13 protein-coding genes are annotated in these 15,363 nt (G+C 68.0%); 2 read left to right on the top strand and 11 right to left on the bottom strand.

Translation table 11 applies throughout. From position 1 onward, the window contains the following. Positions 1-7: 7 nt before the first annotated feature. The 10 genes from AC07OY_RS05335 to rpsB form a co-directional block, all read right to left on the bottom strand. Positions 8-517, bottom strand: a complete 510-nt coding sequence (locus AC07OY_RS05335) for an OmpH/Skp family outer membrane protein (RefSeq protein WP_495041476.1) — start codon at positions 515-517, stop codon at positions 8-10. After that, on the bottom strand, positions 517-2,865 hold the full coding sequence (bamA, locus tag AC07OY_RS05330) for an outer membrane protein assembly factor BamA (protein WP_495041475.1): 2,349 nt from the start codon (positions 2,863-2,865) through the stop codon (positions 517-519). Before bamA ends, AC07OY_RS05335 begins: the two co-directional genes overlap by 1 nt. Positions 2,866-2,886: 21 nt before the next feature. Beyond that, complete coding sequence (gene rseP / locus AC07OY_RS05325) at positions 2,887-4,251, bottom strand: RIP metalloprotease RseP (RefSeq protein ID WP_495041474.1); 1,365 nt, start codon at positions 4,249-4,251, stop codon at positions 2,887-2,889. Beyond that, positions 4,248-5,417: a 1-deoxy-D-xylulose-5-phosphate reductoisomerase gene (gene ispC, locus AC07OY_RS05320; RefSeq protein ID WP_495041473.1), complete on the bottom strand. Its 1,170-nt coding sequence runs from the start codon at positions 5,415-5,417 to the stop codon at positions 4,248-4,250. Before ispC ends, rseP begins: the two co-directional genes overlap by 4 nt. After that, the gene (locus AC07OY_RS05315; RefSeq protein ID WP_495041472.1) at positions 5,414-6,250 is read right to left on the bottom strand and encodes a phosphatidate cytidylyltransferase; all 837 of its coding nucleotides are present in this window, start codon (positions 6,248-6,250) and stop codon (positions 5,414-5,416) included. The genes ispC and AC07OY_RS05315 overlap by 4 nt, the downstream gene beginning before the upstream one ends. Positions 6,251-6,264: 14 nt before the next feature. Further along, complete coding sequence (gene uppS, locus AC07OY_RS05310) at positions 6,265-6,984, bottom strand: polyprenyl diphosphate synthase (RefSeq protein WP_495041979.1); 720 nt, start codon at positions 6,982-6,984, stop codon at positions 6,265-6,267. A gap of 11 nt (positions 6,985-6,995) precedes the next feature. After that, complete coding sequence (gene frr / locus AC07OY_RS05305; RefSeq protein WP_495041471.1) at positions 6,996-7,556, bottom strand: ribosome recycling factor; 561 nt, start codon at positions 7,554-7,556, stop codon at positions 6,996-6,998. Positions 7,557-7,579: 23 nt separating this feature from the next. Beyond that, positions 7,580-8,290: a UMP kinase gene (pyrH, locus tag AC07OY_RS05300; RefSeq protein WP_495041470.1), complete on the bottom strand. Its 711-nt coding sequence runs from the start codon at positions 8,288-8,290 to the stop codon at positions 7,580-7,582. Positions 8,291-8,382: 92 nt separating this feature from the next. Beyond that, entirely contained in the window at positions 8,383-9,276 is an 894-nt protein-coding gene (gene tsf / locus AC07OY_RS05295) for a translation elongation factor Ts (protein WP_495041469.1), read from the bottom strand. Between the two features lie 70 nt (positions 9,277-9,346). After that, positions 9,347-10,093: a 30S ribosomal protein S2 gene (gene rpsB, locus AC07OY_RS05290; protein ID WP_119045456.1), complete on the bottom strand. Its 747-nt coding sequence runs from the start codon at positions 10,091-10,093 to the stop codon at positions 9,347-9,349. Between the two features lie 323 nt (positions 10,094-10,416). Between rpsB and AC07OY_RS05285 the strand changes: the two genes are divergently transcribed. Next, on the top strand, positions 10,417-11,667 hold the full coding sequence (locus tag AC07OY_RS05285) for an NAD(P)/FAD-dependent oxidoreductase (protein WP_495041468.1): 1,251 nt from the start codon (positions 10,417-10,419) through the stop codon (positions 11,665-11,667). A gap of 10 nt (positions 11,668-11,677) precedes the next feature. Next, positions 11,678-13,036 (top strand): NAD(P)H-hydrate dehydratase, encoded by a 1,359-nt coding sequence (locus AC07OY_RS05280; protein ID WP_495041467.1) that lies wholly within the window; start codon positions 11,678-11,680, stop codon positions 13,034-13,036. Here AC07OY_RS05280 and rnr read toward each other — a convergent pair. Continuing rightward, positions 13,013-15,337, bottom strand: coding sequence for a ribonuclease R (gene rnr, locus AC07OY_RS05275; RefSeq protein WP_495041466.1), 2,325 nt, complete (start codon positions 15,335-15,337; stop codon positions 13,013-13,015). The genes AC07OY_RS05280 and rnr overlap by 24 nt on opposite strands. Between the last annotated feature and the right edge of the window lie 26 nt (positions 15,338-15,363).

Raw genomic sequence — 15,363 nt, 5'->3', positions numbered from 1 at the left:
GCCCGGCTTACTTCTGCGCGTTCAGCGCGTCGATCACCTTCTTCGTGATGTCGATCTTGGCGCTGGCGTGGATGGCATCCTGCAGGATCAGGTCGTACTTGTCGGCGTCGAAGATCTGCTTGATGACCTTGTTGGCCTTCTCGACCATGACCTGCATTTCCTCGTTGCGACGCGAATTCACGTCTTCCTGATACTCGCGCTTCTTGCGCTGCAGATCGCGGTCCTGCTCGATCACGTCGCGCTGGCGGCGATTGCGCTCGGCTTCGGACAAGGTCGGGGAATCCTTGTCGAGCTGGGCGGCCGCGCCACGGAGCCTGGTTTCGAGAGCAACCAGATCCTTCTCGCGCTTGCTGAATTCGGCTTCCAGCTTGCTCTGGGCAGCCTTGGCCAGGTTGGAGTCGCGCAGCACGCGCTCGCTGTTGACGTAGCCGATCTTCAGTTCCTGGGCTTGCACCACCGTGGTGGCCATCATCATCGACGCGGCCAGGGCCATCGATTGCAAGAGCTTGCTCATCATCAGAATGCAGTCCCGATCTGGAATTGGAATTTTTCGATTCTATCCGTCCGCGCCTTGCGGATCGGTTTGCCATAGCTCAGGCGCAGCGGGCCCATGGGCGAGATCCAGGACAGGCCGATACCGGCCGACACGCGCAGCATGTCGCGGCCTTCGTTCTCCCGGGTGCTGGTCAGCGTGTTCCAGTTGAGCTTGGCGCCAGGCCCCCAGACGCCGCCGATGTCGGCGAAGCCGAAGATGCGGAAGCTCTTGTCATTGCCGCTGCCGGGCACCGGCAGGTAGAGCTCGGCGTTGGTGTTGAAGCGGCGGTTGCCGCCGATGTAGGAGCCGGTCGGGTCCACCGGGCCGAGCGAGCCGGCCTCGAAGACGCGCACCGAGCCCAGGCCGCCGCCGTAGAAGTTCTTGAAGATGGGATAGGGCTTGCCGCCCAGGCCCACGCCCCAGCCAAGTTCGCTGTTGATGCCCAGCGTGATCTTGTTGGTGACCTCGAAGTACTGCTGGTACTGCAGGTTGATCCGCGCGAACTGGGCGTCGCCGATGGCGCTGGTCTCGACGTTGACGCGCTGGTAGCGGCCCTTCAGCGGCGAGATGATGCTGTCGCGGCTGTCGCGCTGCCAGCCGATGGTCAGCGGGATGGAATCGCTGCGCTGGCCGAACTGGTTGACGAACAGCAGATAGCTGTTGGGCAGGCCCTTGGACGTCGTGATGTCGGTCTGCTCGTAGCCGACGCCGAAGAAGACGGTGTCGACTTCCGAGAAGGGCACGCCGAAGCGGATCGCGCCGCCCTTGGTGACGTACTGGTACTCCTCGCCCAGCGAGTTGATCGGACGGGTCGTGCGGTAGAAGACGTCCAGCGAGCGCGACACGCCGTCGACCGTGAAATAGGGGTCGACCGTGCTGACCTGCAGCTGGCGGCCGGTGCGCGCCGTCGCCACGTCGATGCCCAGGTAGTTGCCCGAGCCGAAGACGTTGTCCTGGCGGATGGAGCCGGTGAAGGACAGCTTGGTCTGGCTGGAGTAGCCGGCACCGACCGTGATGGCGCCGGTGGGGCGCTCGACGACCGTCAGGATGACATCGACCTGGTCCTGGGCGCCCGGCACCTCCTGGGTGTCGATGGAGACTTCCTTGTCCTTGAAATAGCCCAGGCGCTCCACGCGGTCGCGCGAGGCCTTGATCTTCTGGCCGTCGTACCAGGCGGCTTCGAACTGGCGGAACTCGCGGCGGATGACTTCGTCCCGCGTGCGCGAATTGCCCGACAGGATGACCTTGCGCACATAGACGCGGCGCTGCGGCTCGGCGACGAAGGTGACCACGACCTGGCCGGTTTCGCGGTTGATGTCGGGCCGGCTGTCGACGCGGGCAAAGGCATAGCCATAGGTGCCGAACAGGTCGCTGAAGGCGCGCGTGGTGTTGGCCACCAGCTCGCCCTGGTAGGGCTGGCCGGGCTTCAGAAAGACGAGGTGCTTGAAGTCTTCCTCGCGGCCCAGGTATTCGCCTTCCAGCTTGACGCCGGTGACGGTGTAGGGCTGGCCTTCGCTGACCGTGATGGCGATGCTGATGCTCTGCTTGTCCGGCGAGATCGTCACCTGCGTGGAGGTGACGGCGAACTCGAGGTAGCCGCGGTTCAGGTAGTAGCTGCGGATGGTTTCCAGGTCCGCGTTCAGCTTGGCGCGCGAATAGCGGTCGGTCTTGGTGTACCAGGTCAGCCAGCCGGTCGTCGTCTGCTCCAGCAGGCCCTGCAGCGTGCTTTCGGAGAACACCTTGCTGCCCAGGATGCGGATCTCGGCGATCTTGGCCGGCTCGCCCTCGGTCACGTTGAAGCTGACGTTGACGCGGTTGCGCTCGATAGGCGTGATCGTCGTCGTGACCTCGGCGCCGTAGAGGCTGCGCGTGAGGTACTGGCGCTTGAGCTCCTGCTCGGCGCGGTCGGCCAGGGCCTTGTCGAAGGGCTTGCCTTCGCCGATGCCGACGTCCTTCAGCGACTTGGTCAGGGCTTCGGTGTCGAACTCCTTCAGGCCGACGAAGTTGACGTTGGCGATGATGGGGCGCTCGTCGATGATGACGACGACGGCATTGCCATCGATGCTGATGCGCACGTCCTTGAACAGGCCGGTGGCAAACAGGGCGCGCAGGGCGGCGGCGCCTTTTTCATCGTTGTAGGTGTCGCCGATGCGGAAGGGCAGCGACGCGAACACGGTGCCCGGGTCGGTGCGCTGCAGGCCTTCGACGCGGATGTCCTTCAGCACGAAGGGGTCGACCGCCCAGGCTGCGCTCATCTGGAACATCCCCGCGAGAGCCAAAGCCAGGACTGAGGGGCGCAGCGATGCTCCCGAACTGAAAGAAAAGGACATGGGAACCGGGGAGTTTCAGTGTCAGTGCCAGCCCGTCAGACGGGAAGCAATGTCGTTGGTAAAGGCCAAGGCCATCATCAGCACCAGGATCAGCGCGCCTGCGCGCTGCAGTTGCCGTTGCCACCATTCGGAGACGGGGCGGCCGCTCAGACCCTCAAAAAGATGATACATGAGGTGCCCGCCATCGAGCATTGGCAGCGGCAGCAGGTTCAGCACCGCCAATCCGAGGGAGATCCTGGCAAGAAATTCAAGGTAAGGCACGAAGCCGGCGCGCGCGGATTGTCCTGCGGCATCGGCGATGGCGAGGGGCCCGCCGAGATTCTTTACCGAAGCCTCGCCCACCAGCATGCGGCCCAGCAGCCTGACGGTCGTGACGGCCATGTCCCAGCTCTGCGCCACGCCGCGCCAGAGGCCGTCGACGAAGCCATAGCTGACGAACACCCTTTCAGGCTGGGCGCTGGGCACGATCTCGAGCCGGCCGACCCGCCTGCCCTGTTCATCGACGAGGCGCGGCGTGGGCTTGAGCTCGACGACCTGGCCGGCCCGCTCGACGCGCCACAGCATGGTGCGCGGCTGCTCGCCGTCATGGGCGCGGCGGATGAGGTCGCGCAGGAAGGATGCATCCGGCACGGCCTGGCCATCGACGGACAGCACGCGATCGCCTGCCATCAGCCCGGCGGCAGCACCAGGGCCGCCGGGGGCCACCTGGCGGATCACCGGCTCGGCCAGCGGCACCAGGCCGATGTCGCCGAACAGCCGCGCATCGGGCGCGCGGCCGGCCAGGCTCTCCGTCTCCAGGCGCAGGCTGCGGGCCGAATGCCCCTGGCCCTCGGTGACCGACAGGTGCAGGGTTTCGCCCAGGGCCTGGGCGCGCGCGACGGCGCCCTGCAGGTCCACCAGGGACTCGACGTCCTGCCATTGCTGGCCGTCGCTGGACACCGCCTTGACCCAGTGGCCGGCATGCACGCCGGCGCGCTCGGCCAGCGAGCCGGCCGGCGGCGTGCCCAGGACGGCCTTGGGCACTTCGCTGCCCAGCCAGGCCACGGCGGCGAACAACAGCGCTGCCAGCAGCCAGTTGGCGGCCGGGCCGGCCGCGACGATGGCCGCGCGCTGGCGCAAGGGGCGCTGGTTGAAGGCCTGCTCCAGCTCCTGCGGCGCGACCGGACCATCGCGCTCGTCCAGCATGCGCACGTAGCCGCCCAGCGGCAGGGCGCTCAGCGTGAATTCGGTGCCGTTGCGGTCGACGCGGCGCCACAGCACACGGCCGAAGCCGATGGAGAAGCGCAGCACCTTGACGCCACACGCCCGGGCGACGCGGTAGTGGCCCCATTCGTGGACCGCGATCAGCAGGGCCAGCGCGACGAGGAAGGCGATGAGGGTGGTCATGCCAGGCTCAGCGCATGCTTGCGCGTGCGGGCGTCCAGCTCGAGCAGCGCCTCGATGCTGCCGCAGTCACCCGGCTGCAGGTCGGCCAGGCATTGCGAGTTGATCGCGTGGATGCGGTCAAAGCGCAGCCGGCCGTTCAGGAACGCGTCGACGGCGACCTCGTTGGCGGCATTCAGCACCGTCGTGCTGCCCTCGGGGCCCTTGAGGGCTTGCCAGGACAGGTGCAGGCCGGGGAAGCGCACGGCGTCGGCCTCCTCGAAAGTGAGGTTCGGCGTCGTCAGCAGGTCCAGCCGGCTGGCGCCCGAGGTGATGCGCTCGGGGAAGGACAGGCCGTAGGCAATGGGCACGCGCATGTCGGGCGTGCCGAGCTGGGCCAGCACCGACTGGTCGCGGCAGACCACCATCGAATGGATGATGCTCTGCGGATGGATGATGACCTTGATCTGGTCCGGCGCGAGATTGAACAGCCAGCGCGCCTCGATGACCTCGAGGGCCTTGTTCATCATCGTGGCCGAATCGACCGAGATCTTGCGGCCCATGACCCAGTTCGGGTGGGCGCAGGCCTGGTCCGGCGTCACGTCGGCCAGCGTCCCGGGGTCACGCGTGCGGAAGGGGCCGCCGGAGGCCGTCAAGACGATGTGGTCGATGCGCTGAGACCAGCTTGCACGGTCCTCGGGCAGGCACTGGAAGATGGCCGAATGCTCGCTGTCGATGGGCAGCAGCGTCGCGCCGCCCTCCTCCACCGCCTGCATGAACAGGGCGCCGCCGACGACGATGGCCTCCTTGTTGGCCAGCAGCAGGCGCTTGCCGGCACGCGCGGCGGCGATGGCCGGCGCCAGGCCTGCAGCGCCGACGATGGCCGCCATGACGGTGTCGACGTCGGGGTGGGCCGCGATGTCGGCCAGGGCGCCAGCGCCATCCAGCACTTCGGTCGTGCTGCCAGCTTCACGAAGCCGCTCGCGCAGCCGCGCAGCGGCCTCGCGCTCGGGCATGACGGCAAAGCGCGGCTGCAGGCTCAGGCACTGGGCCAGCAACTCGTCGACGCGGCTCATCGCGCTCAGCGCGACGATCTCATAGCGCTCCGGGTGGCGTGCGATGACGTCCAGCGTGTTGACGCCGATGGACCCGGTCGAGCCGAGGACGCAGACGCGTTGGCGGCGGTTCATAGCGAGATCAGCGCGAGCGCGAGAGGGAACACCGGCAGCAGCGCGTCGATGCGGTCGAGCACGCCCCCATGGCCGGGCAGCAGATTGCTGCTGTCCTTGGCGCCGACAGCGCGCTTGACGAGGGATTCGAACAGATCGCCGACGACGCTCATGGCGGACAGGAAGACCAGGGCCAGCAGGGACACCCAGCCATGGCGCTGCACCAGCAGGGTGTAGAGGCTGGGCGAGTCCACGGCCAGCTTCACGTCGATGACATGCACCCAGACGAAGCCCAGCAGGATGACGCCGGCCAGGCCGCCCCAGACGCCTTCCCAGCTCTTGCCGGGGCTGATGGCAGGCGCCAGCTTGCGCTTGCCGAAGGCCCGGCCGCAGAAATAGGCCGCGATGTCGGCCATCCAGACCAGGCAGAACACCGACAGGATGAAGTTGATGCCATGCACCTTGGCCTGCACGATGGCCAGCCAGGCGCCCCAGAGCAGCAGTGCGCCCAGGGCCAGCCGGATGCCACGGGCAATGCGCGGCCAGCCGGTGGGGCCGGCACGCAGCGCATAGGCGCCGCCCAGCACCCAGACCAGGCTGGCCAGCGACCAGATCCAGGCCGGCGGCGCGTTCAGGCCGCCGAGCAGCAGCGTCCAGACGCAGGCCAGGGCCAGGGCCACGCCACCGGCGATGGCGCCGGTACCGGGCAGGCCATTGAGGCGCGTCCATTCCCAGCCGGCCGCCCCCATCATCACCACGGTGACCCAGGCGAAAGGCCAGGGCGAGGCCTGGAAGAGCACTGGCAGCAGGATGGCCAGCAGCACGACGGCGGTGATGACACGGGTCTTCAGCATGGCAGCCTCCGGCCTCAGGCCGCGGGTACTTCCTTGACGCCGCCGAAGCGACGGTCGCGCTCGTGGAAGGCGGCAATCGCCGCGTCCAGCTCGCGCTCGCCGAACTCGGGCCACAGGCAGTCCGAGAACACGAATTCGGTATAGGCCGCCTGCCACAGCAGGAAGTTGCTGATGCGCACCTCGCCGCCGGTGCGGATGAAGAGGTCGGGGTCGGGCGCATAGCTCATGGCCATGAACTCCGACAGCTTGGCCTCGGTCAGCTCGTCGGCCGGCACGCCGGCTTGGATGGCCTTCTTGCAGGCTTGCACGATGTCCCAGCGGCCGCCGTAGTTGAAGGCGACGTTCAGCGTCAGCTTGGTGTTGTGGGCCGTGCTGGTCTCGGCCTCGTTCCAGGCATTGCGCAGCTTGTCGGACACCGCATCACGGTCGCCCACGATGCGGATGCGCACGCCCATGGCGCCCATCTTGGCCAGATAGCGGCTGACGGCGGCCAGCACCAGGCCCATCAGGCCGGACACCTCGTCGCTGGGCCGCTTCCAGTTCTCGCTGGAGAAGGCGAACACGGTGACATGCTCGATGTCGCGGTCGATGCAGGCCTGGACGACCTTGACGAGGCTGTCCACACCGGCCTTGTGGCCGAAGAAGCGCGGCAGGAAGCGCTTCTTGGCCCAGCGGCCGTTGCCATCCATGACGATGGCGACATGGCGCGGCGGCGCCGGGCGGTCTTGCGCCATGAGGACGGCGCTCAAACCGCGAGGATCTCGGCTTCCTTGCCCGAGATCAGCTTGTCGATCTCGTTGATCACCCGGTCGGTGAGCTTCTGCACTTCGTCGAGGCTGCGACGCTCGTCGTCCTCGCCGATCTCCTTGTCCTTGAGCAGCTTCTTGGCGTGTTCGTTGGCGTCGCGGCGCAGATTGCGCACGGCCACCTTGGCGTCCTCGCCGGTGTTGCGCACGACCTTGGTCAGGTCGCGGCGGCGCTCTTCGGTCAGCGGCGGCATCGGCACGCGGATCAGGTCGCCCTGGGACGCGGGGTTCAGGCCCAGGTCGCTTTCGCGGATGGCCTTCTCGATCTTGGCGCCCATGCCCTTTTCCCAGGGCTGCACGGAGATGGTGCGGGCATCCAGCAGCGTCACGTTGGCCACCTGCGAGATCGGCACCATGGAGCCGTAGTAGTCGACGCTGACCTGATCCAGGATGCCCGGGTGGGCACGGCCGGTGCGGATCTTGTGCAGTTCGTTCTTCAGGGCTTCGACCGACTTGGCCATCTTGGCCTCGGCGTTCTTCTTGATGTCAGCAGTGCTCATGATCAGTCTCTCGTGAGAATGTATTAGACGTGCACCAACGTGCCTTCGTCCTCGCCCTGCACCACGCGGCGCAGAGCACCGGGCTTGAAGATGCTGAAGACCTTGATCGGCAGCTTCTGGTCGCGGCACAGCGCGAAGGCGGCGCCGTCCATCACCTGCAGATTGCGCGTGATCGCCTCATCGAAACTGATGCGCGCATAACGCGTGGCGGAGGGATCCTTCTTGGGGTCGGCCGTGTAGACGCCGTCGACCTTGGTGGCCTTCAGCACGATCTCGGCGCCGATCTCGGCACCGCGCAGGGCCGCGGCCGTGTCGGTCGTGAAGAAGGGGTTGCCGGTGCCGGCAGCGAAGACGACGACCTTGCCCTCTTCGAGGTATTGCAGGGCCTTGGGGCGCACATAGGGCTCGACCACCTGCTCGATGGCGATGGCGGACATCACCCGGGCGGTCATGCCTTCCTGGCGCATGGTGTCGGCCAGGGCCAGGGAGTTCATCACCGTGGCCAGCATGCCCATGTAGTCGGCCGTGGCGCGGTCCATGCCGACCGAGCCGCCGGCGACGCCGCGGAAGATGTTGCCGCCGCCGATGACGACGGCCACTTCCACGCCCATCTGCGTGATCTCCCTGATCTCCTGCACCATGCGGACGATGGTCGCGCGATTGATGCCGTAGGCGTCGTCACCCATCAGGGCTTCACCGGAGAGCTTGAGCAGGATGCGCTTGTACGCGGGCATGGTGTCCTCAGTAGTGGGGGCCTATGGTGGGCCGCAAGTTTAAAGGGCGCCAACTTGGCGCCCCTTCATTTCGTACGATTTCGCAAGCGTCTTTACTGACCCTTGGCAGCTGCCACCTGGGCGGCCACTTCGGCTGCGAAGTCGTCAACCTTCTTCTCGATGCCTTCGCCCACGACGTAGAGCGTGAAGCCCTTGACGGTCGTGTTGGCGGCCTTCAGGTGGGCGCCCACGGTCTGCTTGCCGTCGGCGGCCTTCACGAAGACCTGGTCCAGCAGGGAGACTTCCTTCAGGAACTTCTGCACCGAGCCTTCGACCATCTTGGCGACGATGTCGGCCGGCTTGCCGGATTCAGCAGCCTTCTCGGTGGCGATCTTGCGCTCCTTCTCGACCAGATCGGCCGAGACGTCGGCGCTGGACAGCGCAGCCGGCTTCATGGCGGCGATGTGCATGGCCACGTCCTTGGCGGCGACGTCGTCACCTTCGAACTCGACGACCACGCCGATGCGGGTGCCGTGCAGGTAGGTCGCCAGCTTGGAGCCGGTGTAGCGCTGAAAGCGGCGGATCGACATGTTCTCGCCGATCTTGCCGATCAGGCCCTTGCGCACGTCTTCCACCGTCGGGCCGAAGCCTTCTTGCGACAGGGGCAGGGCCGACAGGGCCGCCACGTCGGCCGGGTTGTGCTCGGCCACCAGGCCGGCCAGGGCGCTGACGAAAGCCAGGAAGGCGTCGTTCTTCGAGACGAAGTCGGTCTCGCAGTTCACTTCGATCAGGGCGCCATTGCCACCGACCACGGCCGAGGCCACGATGCCTTCGGCGGTGATGCGCGAGGCGGCCTTGCCGGCCTTGTTGCCCAGCTTGACGCGCAGGATCTCTTCAGCGCGCTCCATGTCGCCTTCGGCCTCGGTCAGTGCCTTCTTGCACTCCATCATCGGGGCGTCGGTGCGGGCACGCAGTTCGCCCACCATGCTTGCAGTGATTGCAGCCATTTGTGTTCTCCAGATTTCGTTTGGCAAAAGGGGCCTCGCGGCCCCTTTCAGATGCAGGGTCGAAAGGGGCTTACGCCTCTTCAGAAACCTCGACAAACTCGTCGCCGGCGGGGGCGACAGCAGCCAGCACTTCGTTCGTGGCGTTGGCCTTGCCTTCCAGCACGGCGTCAGCGACGGCGCGGGCATACAGAGCGACAGCCTTGGCGGAGTCGTCGTTGCCGGGGATGACGTAGTCGATGCCGATGGGCGAGTGGTTGGTGTCAACCACGCCGATGACGGGAATGCCCAGCTTCTTGGCTTCGGCGACGGCGATCTTGTGATAGCCGACGTCGATGATGAAGACGGCGTCGGGCAGCGCGGTCATGTCCTGGATGCCGCCGATGTTCTTTTCCAGCTTGGCGATGTCGCGCTGGAACAGCAGGGCTTCCTTCTTGATCGCGGGCTGGGTGCCGGCATCGACCTGGGCCTGCATGTCCTTCAGGTTCTTGAGGGAGGTCTTGACCGTCTTGAAGTTGGTCATCATGCCGCCCAGCCAACGCGAGTCGACGTAGGGCATGCCGGCGCGCTGGGCTTCAGCGGCGATGAACTCACGGGCCTGGCGCTTCGTGCCGATCATCAGGATCGTGCCGCGCTTGGCAGCCAGCGAGCGGATGAACTTCATCGCATCGTTGAACGCGGGCAGCGTCTTCTCGAGGTTGATGATGTGGATCTTGTTGCGATGGCCGTAGATATACGGGGCCATCTTGGGATTCCAGAAGCGGGTTTGGTGGCCGAAATGGACGCCGGCTTCCAGCATCTCGCGCATCGTGACAGACATGGGTCTTACTCCGAAGGTTGTGTCTAAAATCCGGCCTGAATTGCGTCGCAGCGCCCCGATACACATGTTCCACATGTGTTTCGAGACCGCCGCAAGCCGCAACACCTTAGTGAGGCCGGTTTGCGATTTGTTGCGATGAGTGGCCGACAACGACCGTTGCCCGCTGCACCCCTCACAACCGTTTTGTCGATGAAAAGCAGCTTCTAGAGCTACTCCCTCCGGCAAAACCCGCAGAGTATACACAACTTCATGCCCCTCCCCAGCCGACGCCGCGCTCCAGCGGTCGCCAGCGCGCCCTTCCCGACTGCCTCCAGGGTGCCCGCGTGACGCGTCGCGTCGCGGTGGTGGGCGCCGGCCTTGCGGGCGTCACGACGGCCTATGAGCTGGCCGCTCTGGGCTGCAAGGTCCAGGTCTTCGAGCGCGGCGGCAGCGTGGCCGAGCAGGCCAGCTTTGCCAGCAGCGCCCTGCTCTCGCCCTTCGTGCCCCACCTGGCCGGCGCGGCGCCTCCCGCCCCGCTCGGCTTTCGCTGGCGCCGCTGGCGTGCTGGCCGCAGGAGCAGCGATGCCGTCAGCCAGCTGGCCGCCCTGAGCCAGCTGAGCCTGGCGCGAACGGCCGAGCTGCGCCGGGAGCTGGGCCTGGATGACGAAGCCACCGAAGGCCTGCTGATCGCGCTGACGGATGCCAAGCGCGTCGCCGCCGCGCAAGCGCGCCTGGACACCTGGAAAGCCCTGGGCCTGCAGGTCGAGCTCATCGAGGCCGGCGAGGCCCGGCTGCGCGAGCCCGGCCTGAATGCCGAGGCGCCACTGGCCGCCGCCCTGGCCCTGGCGCGCGGGGGCGCCGGCAACCCCCGCCTGTTTGCCCAGCAGTTGCGCCTTCAGGCCCAGAAACTGGGGGCGGGCTTTCGCTTCCACACCACCGTGAGCGCCGTCGCCGATGGCGCTGCCGGCCTGACGCTGCGCCACGAATACACGCCGCCCGTCGAGGCGCCCGTGCGCGGCGCCGAGCGGGAGGCCGGCGACACCCTGCCCCAGTCGCTCGGCCCGCAGGACGAACACTTCGACGCGGTCGTGCTGTGCAACGGCCTGGGCGCCCAGCCCCTGCTCGGCCGGCGCCTGCCTCTGGCGGCGCGCCACGAAGCCTCGGTCACGGCGCCGCTGCGGCTGCTGGAAGCCCATCCCGACCTCGGCCCCAAGGCGGGCTGGGTGGATCCGTCGCGGGGCATCGTCGTCGCCCGCACCGGCCAGCGCGTGCGCGTGACCGGCGGCCTCACCGTGAGCAGCGCCGGCGCCAAGCACGCCGCCGATTTCGAGGCCCTGCACCGCGGCCTGCAGCACTGGTTCCCCGGCTCGGTGCTGCACAGCCAGGTCCAGCAGGGGGTGAGCCGCCGCGCGACGTCGGCCGACGGCCTGCCCATCCTCGGCGCCAGCGCCCGCGCCGGGCTGTGGCTGAATCTGTCGCCCGGTGGCCAGGGCTGGGGCAGCGCCTGCGGCATCGCGCAGGTGCTGGCCCAGCAGGTCGCCGGACAGGCGCCTTTGCTGGACATTGCAGCACTGGGCCCCCAGCGACTGGCCTAAGCTCGAGGGCATGCACCCGCTGCTGCCCACCACCGCGACGCTGCCCCTGTTCGATGTCGCCGCCAGCCGGCGCATCGAGGCGCGCGCCCTGCTGCAATCGCCCGATCTGATGGAGCGCGCCGGCCTGGGCATCGCCAAGCTGGCACTGGCGCTGCGCCACGGCTGCGGCCCCGTCTGGATCGCCTGCGGCCCCGGCAACAACGGTGGCGACGGGCTCGTCGCCGCGCGCCGCCTGGCAGAAGCCGGCGTGCCTGTGCATGTGAGCCATGAGGCACCGATTCGCCCCTCACTCGTCATCGACGCCCTGCTGGGACTGGGCCTGAACCGCGGCCCGTCGGCCGAGATGCGCATCACCATGGCTGCCATCGCCGGCTGTGGCGCGCCCGTGCTGGCGGTGGACCTGCCCAGCGGCCTGCTTGCCGACACCGGCCAGCCGGCCGGCGAACACGCCGTGCGCGCCGATCACACCCTCACCCTGCTGACCCTCAAGCCCGGCCTCTTCACCGGCGAGGGCCGGGCGCATGCCGGCCGCATCTGGTTTGACGACCTCGGCATCGCGCCCGACGAGACGCCGACGGCCGAGCTGCTGGGGCCCGCCCCGGCGCCGCGGCGCAGCCCGACCAGCCACAAGGGCAGCCACGGCCAGGTGCTGGTGGTGGGCGGCGCACCCGGCATGCAGGGCGCTGCCCGCCTGGCAGCCCGCGCGGCCCTCGCCTGCGGCGCGGGGCGGGTCTATGTCGACCTGTTCGGCCTCGGCGCCGGCGAAGTCGCGGACCCGGGCCGGCCCGAGCTGATGCGCGGGCGGCTCTCCGATGTGCCACAGGCGGTGGGGGTCGTCGGCTGCGGGGCTGGCGAAGGCGTCGCCCCTGCCCTGCCCTTGCTGCTGCAGGCGTTGCCGCGCCTCGTGCTCGATGCCGATGCCTTGAATGCCGTCGCCGCCGAGCCCGCCCTGAAAGCGCTCGTTCGCGCGAGGCCGGCCGGGTCCACGCTGCTGACGCCGCATCCCCTGGAAGCCGCCCGCCTGCTGAATCGCAGCACGACGGCCGTCCAGGCCGACCGCCTCGCGGCGGCCCGCGATCTCTCGCAGCAGCTGGGCTGCACCGTCATCCTCAAAGGCTCGGGCAGCGTCATCGCCTCGCCCAACGAGCGGCCGGCCATCTGCGCGAGCGGTGGCCCGGCCCTGGCCACGGCGGGCACCGGCGACGTGCTCGCCGGCTGGCTGGGCGGGCTGTGGGCACAGCAGCCGGATGCGAGCGCGCAGGCAATAGCCTGCGCGGGCGTGGACGCCCATGGCCGGGCCGGCGAGGTCGACGGCGTGCTGCGCGCCGACGACCTCATCGAGCGCCTAGCGGCGCTTGCGCGGCGCTGACTTCGTCGCCGTTTTCTTGGACGCCTTGTTGGCCGCGCGCTTGGCGGCCTGCTGCGCCGCCTTGACGGGGTGCAAGGACGCGACGACTTCCTTGCGGCTCTTCTTCACGTCGCGGTCGGTCTGACGCACGTCCTCCAGCTTCTCGACGGCGGTCTTGGGCGTGCGCTTCTTGGCCACGGGCTTGCCAGCGGCCTTGCCGGTCGGCTTGGGTGCGGCCCCACGGGCGATGTGGCGCAGATCGTCGTCATCGCGCACGAGGCGGAAGTCGATGCGGCGACCGTCCAGGTCGACACGGCTGACCTGCACCTGCACGCGCGCGCCGGTGGCATAGCGCATGCCGGTGCGTTCGCCACGCAGCTCCTGGCGGGCGTCGTCGAAGCGGTAGTACTCGCCGCCCAGCTCGGTGATGTGCACCAGGCCTTCGACATAGAGCTCGTCCAGCTGCACGAAGAGGCCGAAGCTCGTGACGGCGGACACCGTGCCGGCAAACACCTCGCCGAGGCGGTCGCGCATGTAGCGGCACTTCAGCCAGGCCTCGACGTCACGGCTGGCCTCGTCGGCCCGGCGCTCATTGGCGCTGCAGTGCGCACCGACGACCTCCCAGCGCTCGGCCTCGTTGCGGGCCTCGGCCGGATTGGGCGGCGGCGGACGGCCCGGGCGCTTGGGCGCCTGCGGCACGTTCATCTTGGACGCGTCCAGCGTGTAGCGCTTGTTCGCCAGCAGGCATTTGATGACGCGATGGACCAGCAGGTCCGGATAGCGCCGGATCGGGCTGGTGAAGTGGGTGTAGGCCGGGTAGGCCAGGCCGAAGTGGCCGGAGTTGGTGCCGGTGTAGATGGCCTGCTGCATGGAGCGCAGCAGCATGGTGTGGATCTGCTGGGCGTCGGGGCGGTTCTTGGTCGCCTCGGCCAGCTGCTGGAACTCGCGCGGCGACGGGTCGTCGGAGATGCCGGCCGAGATGCCCAGAGAGCGCAGGTAGTTCTGCAGCGTCTGGCGCTTCTCCGGCGTCGGGCCTTCATGAACGCGGTACAGCGAATGGTGCTTGCTGGATTGGATGAAATCCGCCGAGCAGGTGTTGGCGGCCAGCATGGCCTCCTCGATCAGCCGGTGGGCGTCGTTGCGCGTGCGCGGCACGATCTTCTCGATGCGGCCGTTGTCGTCGCAGACGATCTGCGTCTCGGTGGTCTCGAAGTCGATGGCGCCGCGGCGATGGCGTTCGCCCAGCAGGGCGCGATAGACCTCGTGCAGATGCAGCAGATGCGGCACCAGCTCGCGGCGCTTGGCGGCCTCGGGCCCATGGGTGTTGGCCAGGATGGCCGCCACCTCGGTGTAGGTGAAGCGCGCATGCGAGCAGATCACGGCCGGATAGAACTGGTAGGCCGTGACCGTGCCGTCGCTGCTGACCAGCATGTCGCAGACCATGCTGAGCCGGTCTTCATACGGGTTCAGCGAGCACAGGCCGTTGGACAGCTTCTCCGGCAGCATCGGGATGACGCGGCGCGGGAAGTAGACGGAGGTGGCGCGCTCGTAGGCATCGCCGTCCAGCGGCTCGCCCGGCTTCACATAGTGCGACACGTCGGCGATGGCAACCAGCAGGCGCCAGCCCTCGATGGCCTTCTTGCCGCGGCCTTGCTTGAAAGGCTCGCAGTAGACGGCGTCATCGAAATCGCGCGCATCCTCGCCGTCGATGGTGACCAGGGGCACGTCGCGCAGGTCGATGCGGTGCTTGAGGTCGGCGGCACGCAGCTTCTCGGGCAGCTTGGCGCTCTGCGTCAGCGTCTCGGGGCTGAAGCGGTGCGGCACGTCGTACTTGCGCACCGCGATCTCGATCTCCATGCCGGGGTCGTCGATTTCCCCTAACACCTCAACCACGCGGCCGACGGGCTGCGAGTACAGCGACGGCGGCTCGGTCAGTTCGACGGCAACGACCTGGCCGGCCGTCGCGTTGGCGATGCCGTTCTTGGGGATGAGGATGTCCTGGCCCATGCGCCGGTCTTCGGGCGCCACCAGCCAGATGCCGGACTCGAGCAGCAGGCGGCCGATCAGCGGGCGCTTCTTGCGCTCGAGGATCTCGAGCACCTTGCCCTCGGGGCGGCCGCGCTTGTCGAAGCGCACGACGCGCACGCGCAGGCGGTCGCCGTGCATGACGGCATGGGTCTCCTGCGAGGAGAGGTAGATGTCGGCCGAGCCGTCGTCGGGGATCAGGAAGCCATGGCCGTCCCGATGGCCTTGCAGCGTGCCTTCGACTTCGCCGAGCAGGCCCGCGCCGTCGCCCGTAGGCGATGCAGTTGTGTTCTTCAAGTTTTTGATGATATAGTCTCTGTTTT

This window comes from Roseateles sp. GW821-FHT09H10 (assembly GCF_059415865.1).
This window is presented reverse-complemented; position numbering and strand designations above follow the sequence as displayed.

What these genes read in the sequence shown, in the direction of transcription:
- AC07OY_RS05335 (WP_495041476.1), bottom strand. Translation starts at nt 517, where the DNA reads ATGATGAGCAAGCTCTTGCAATCGATGGCCCTGGCCGCGTCGATGATG.
- AC07OY_RS05315 (WP_495041472.1), bottom strand. Translation starts at nt 6,250, where the DNA reads ATGCTGAAGACCCGTGTCATCACCGCCGTCGTGCTGCTGGCCATCCTG.
- AC07OY_RS05280 (WP_495041467.1), top strand. Translation starts at nt 11,678, where the DNA reads ATGCACCCGCTGCTGCCCACCACCGCGACGCTGCCCCTGTTCGATGTC.
- uppS (WP_495041979.1), bottom strand. Translation starts at nt 6,984, where the DNA reads ATGGCGCAAGACCGCCCGGCGCCGCCGCGCCATGTCGCCATCGTCATG.
- rseP (WP_495041474.1), bottom strand. Translation starts at nt 4,251, where the DNA reads ATGACCACCCTCATCGCCTTCCTCGTCGCGCTGGCCCTGCTGATCGCG.
- rpsB (WP_119045456.1), bottom strand. Translation starts at nt 10,093, where the DNA reads ATGTCTGTCACGATGCGCGAGATGCTGGAAGCCGGCGTCCATTTCGGC.
- bamA (WP_495041475.1), bottom strand. Translation starts at nt 2,865, where the DNA reads ATGTCCTTTTCTTTCAGTTCGGGAGCATCGCTGCGCCCCTCAGTCCTG.
- tsf (WP_495041469.1), bottom strand. Translation starts at nt 9,276, where the DNA reads ATGGCTGCAATCACTGCAAGCATGGTGGGCGAACTGCGTGCCCGCACC.
- pyrH (WP_495041470.1), bottom strand. Translation starts at nt 8,290, where the DNA reads ATGCCCGCGTACAAGCGCATCCTGCTCAAGCTCTCCGGTGAAGCCCTG.
- ispC (WP_495041473.1), bottom strand. Translation starts at nt 5,417, where the DNA reads ATGAACCGCCGCCAACGCGTCTGCGTCCTCGGCTCGACCGGGTCCATC.
- frr (WP_495041471.1), bottom strand. Translation starts at nt 7,556, where the DNA reads ATGAGCACTGCTGACATCAAGAAGAACGCCGAGGCCAAGATGGCCAAG.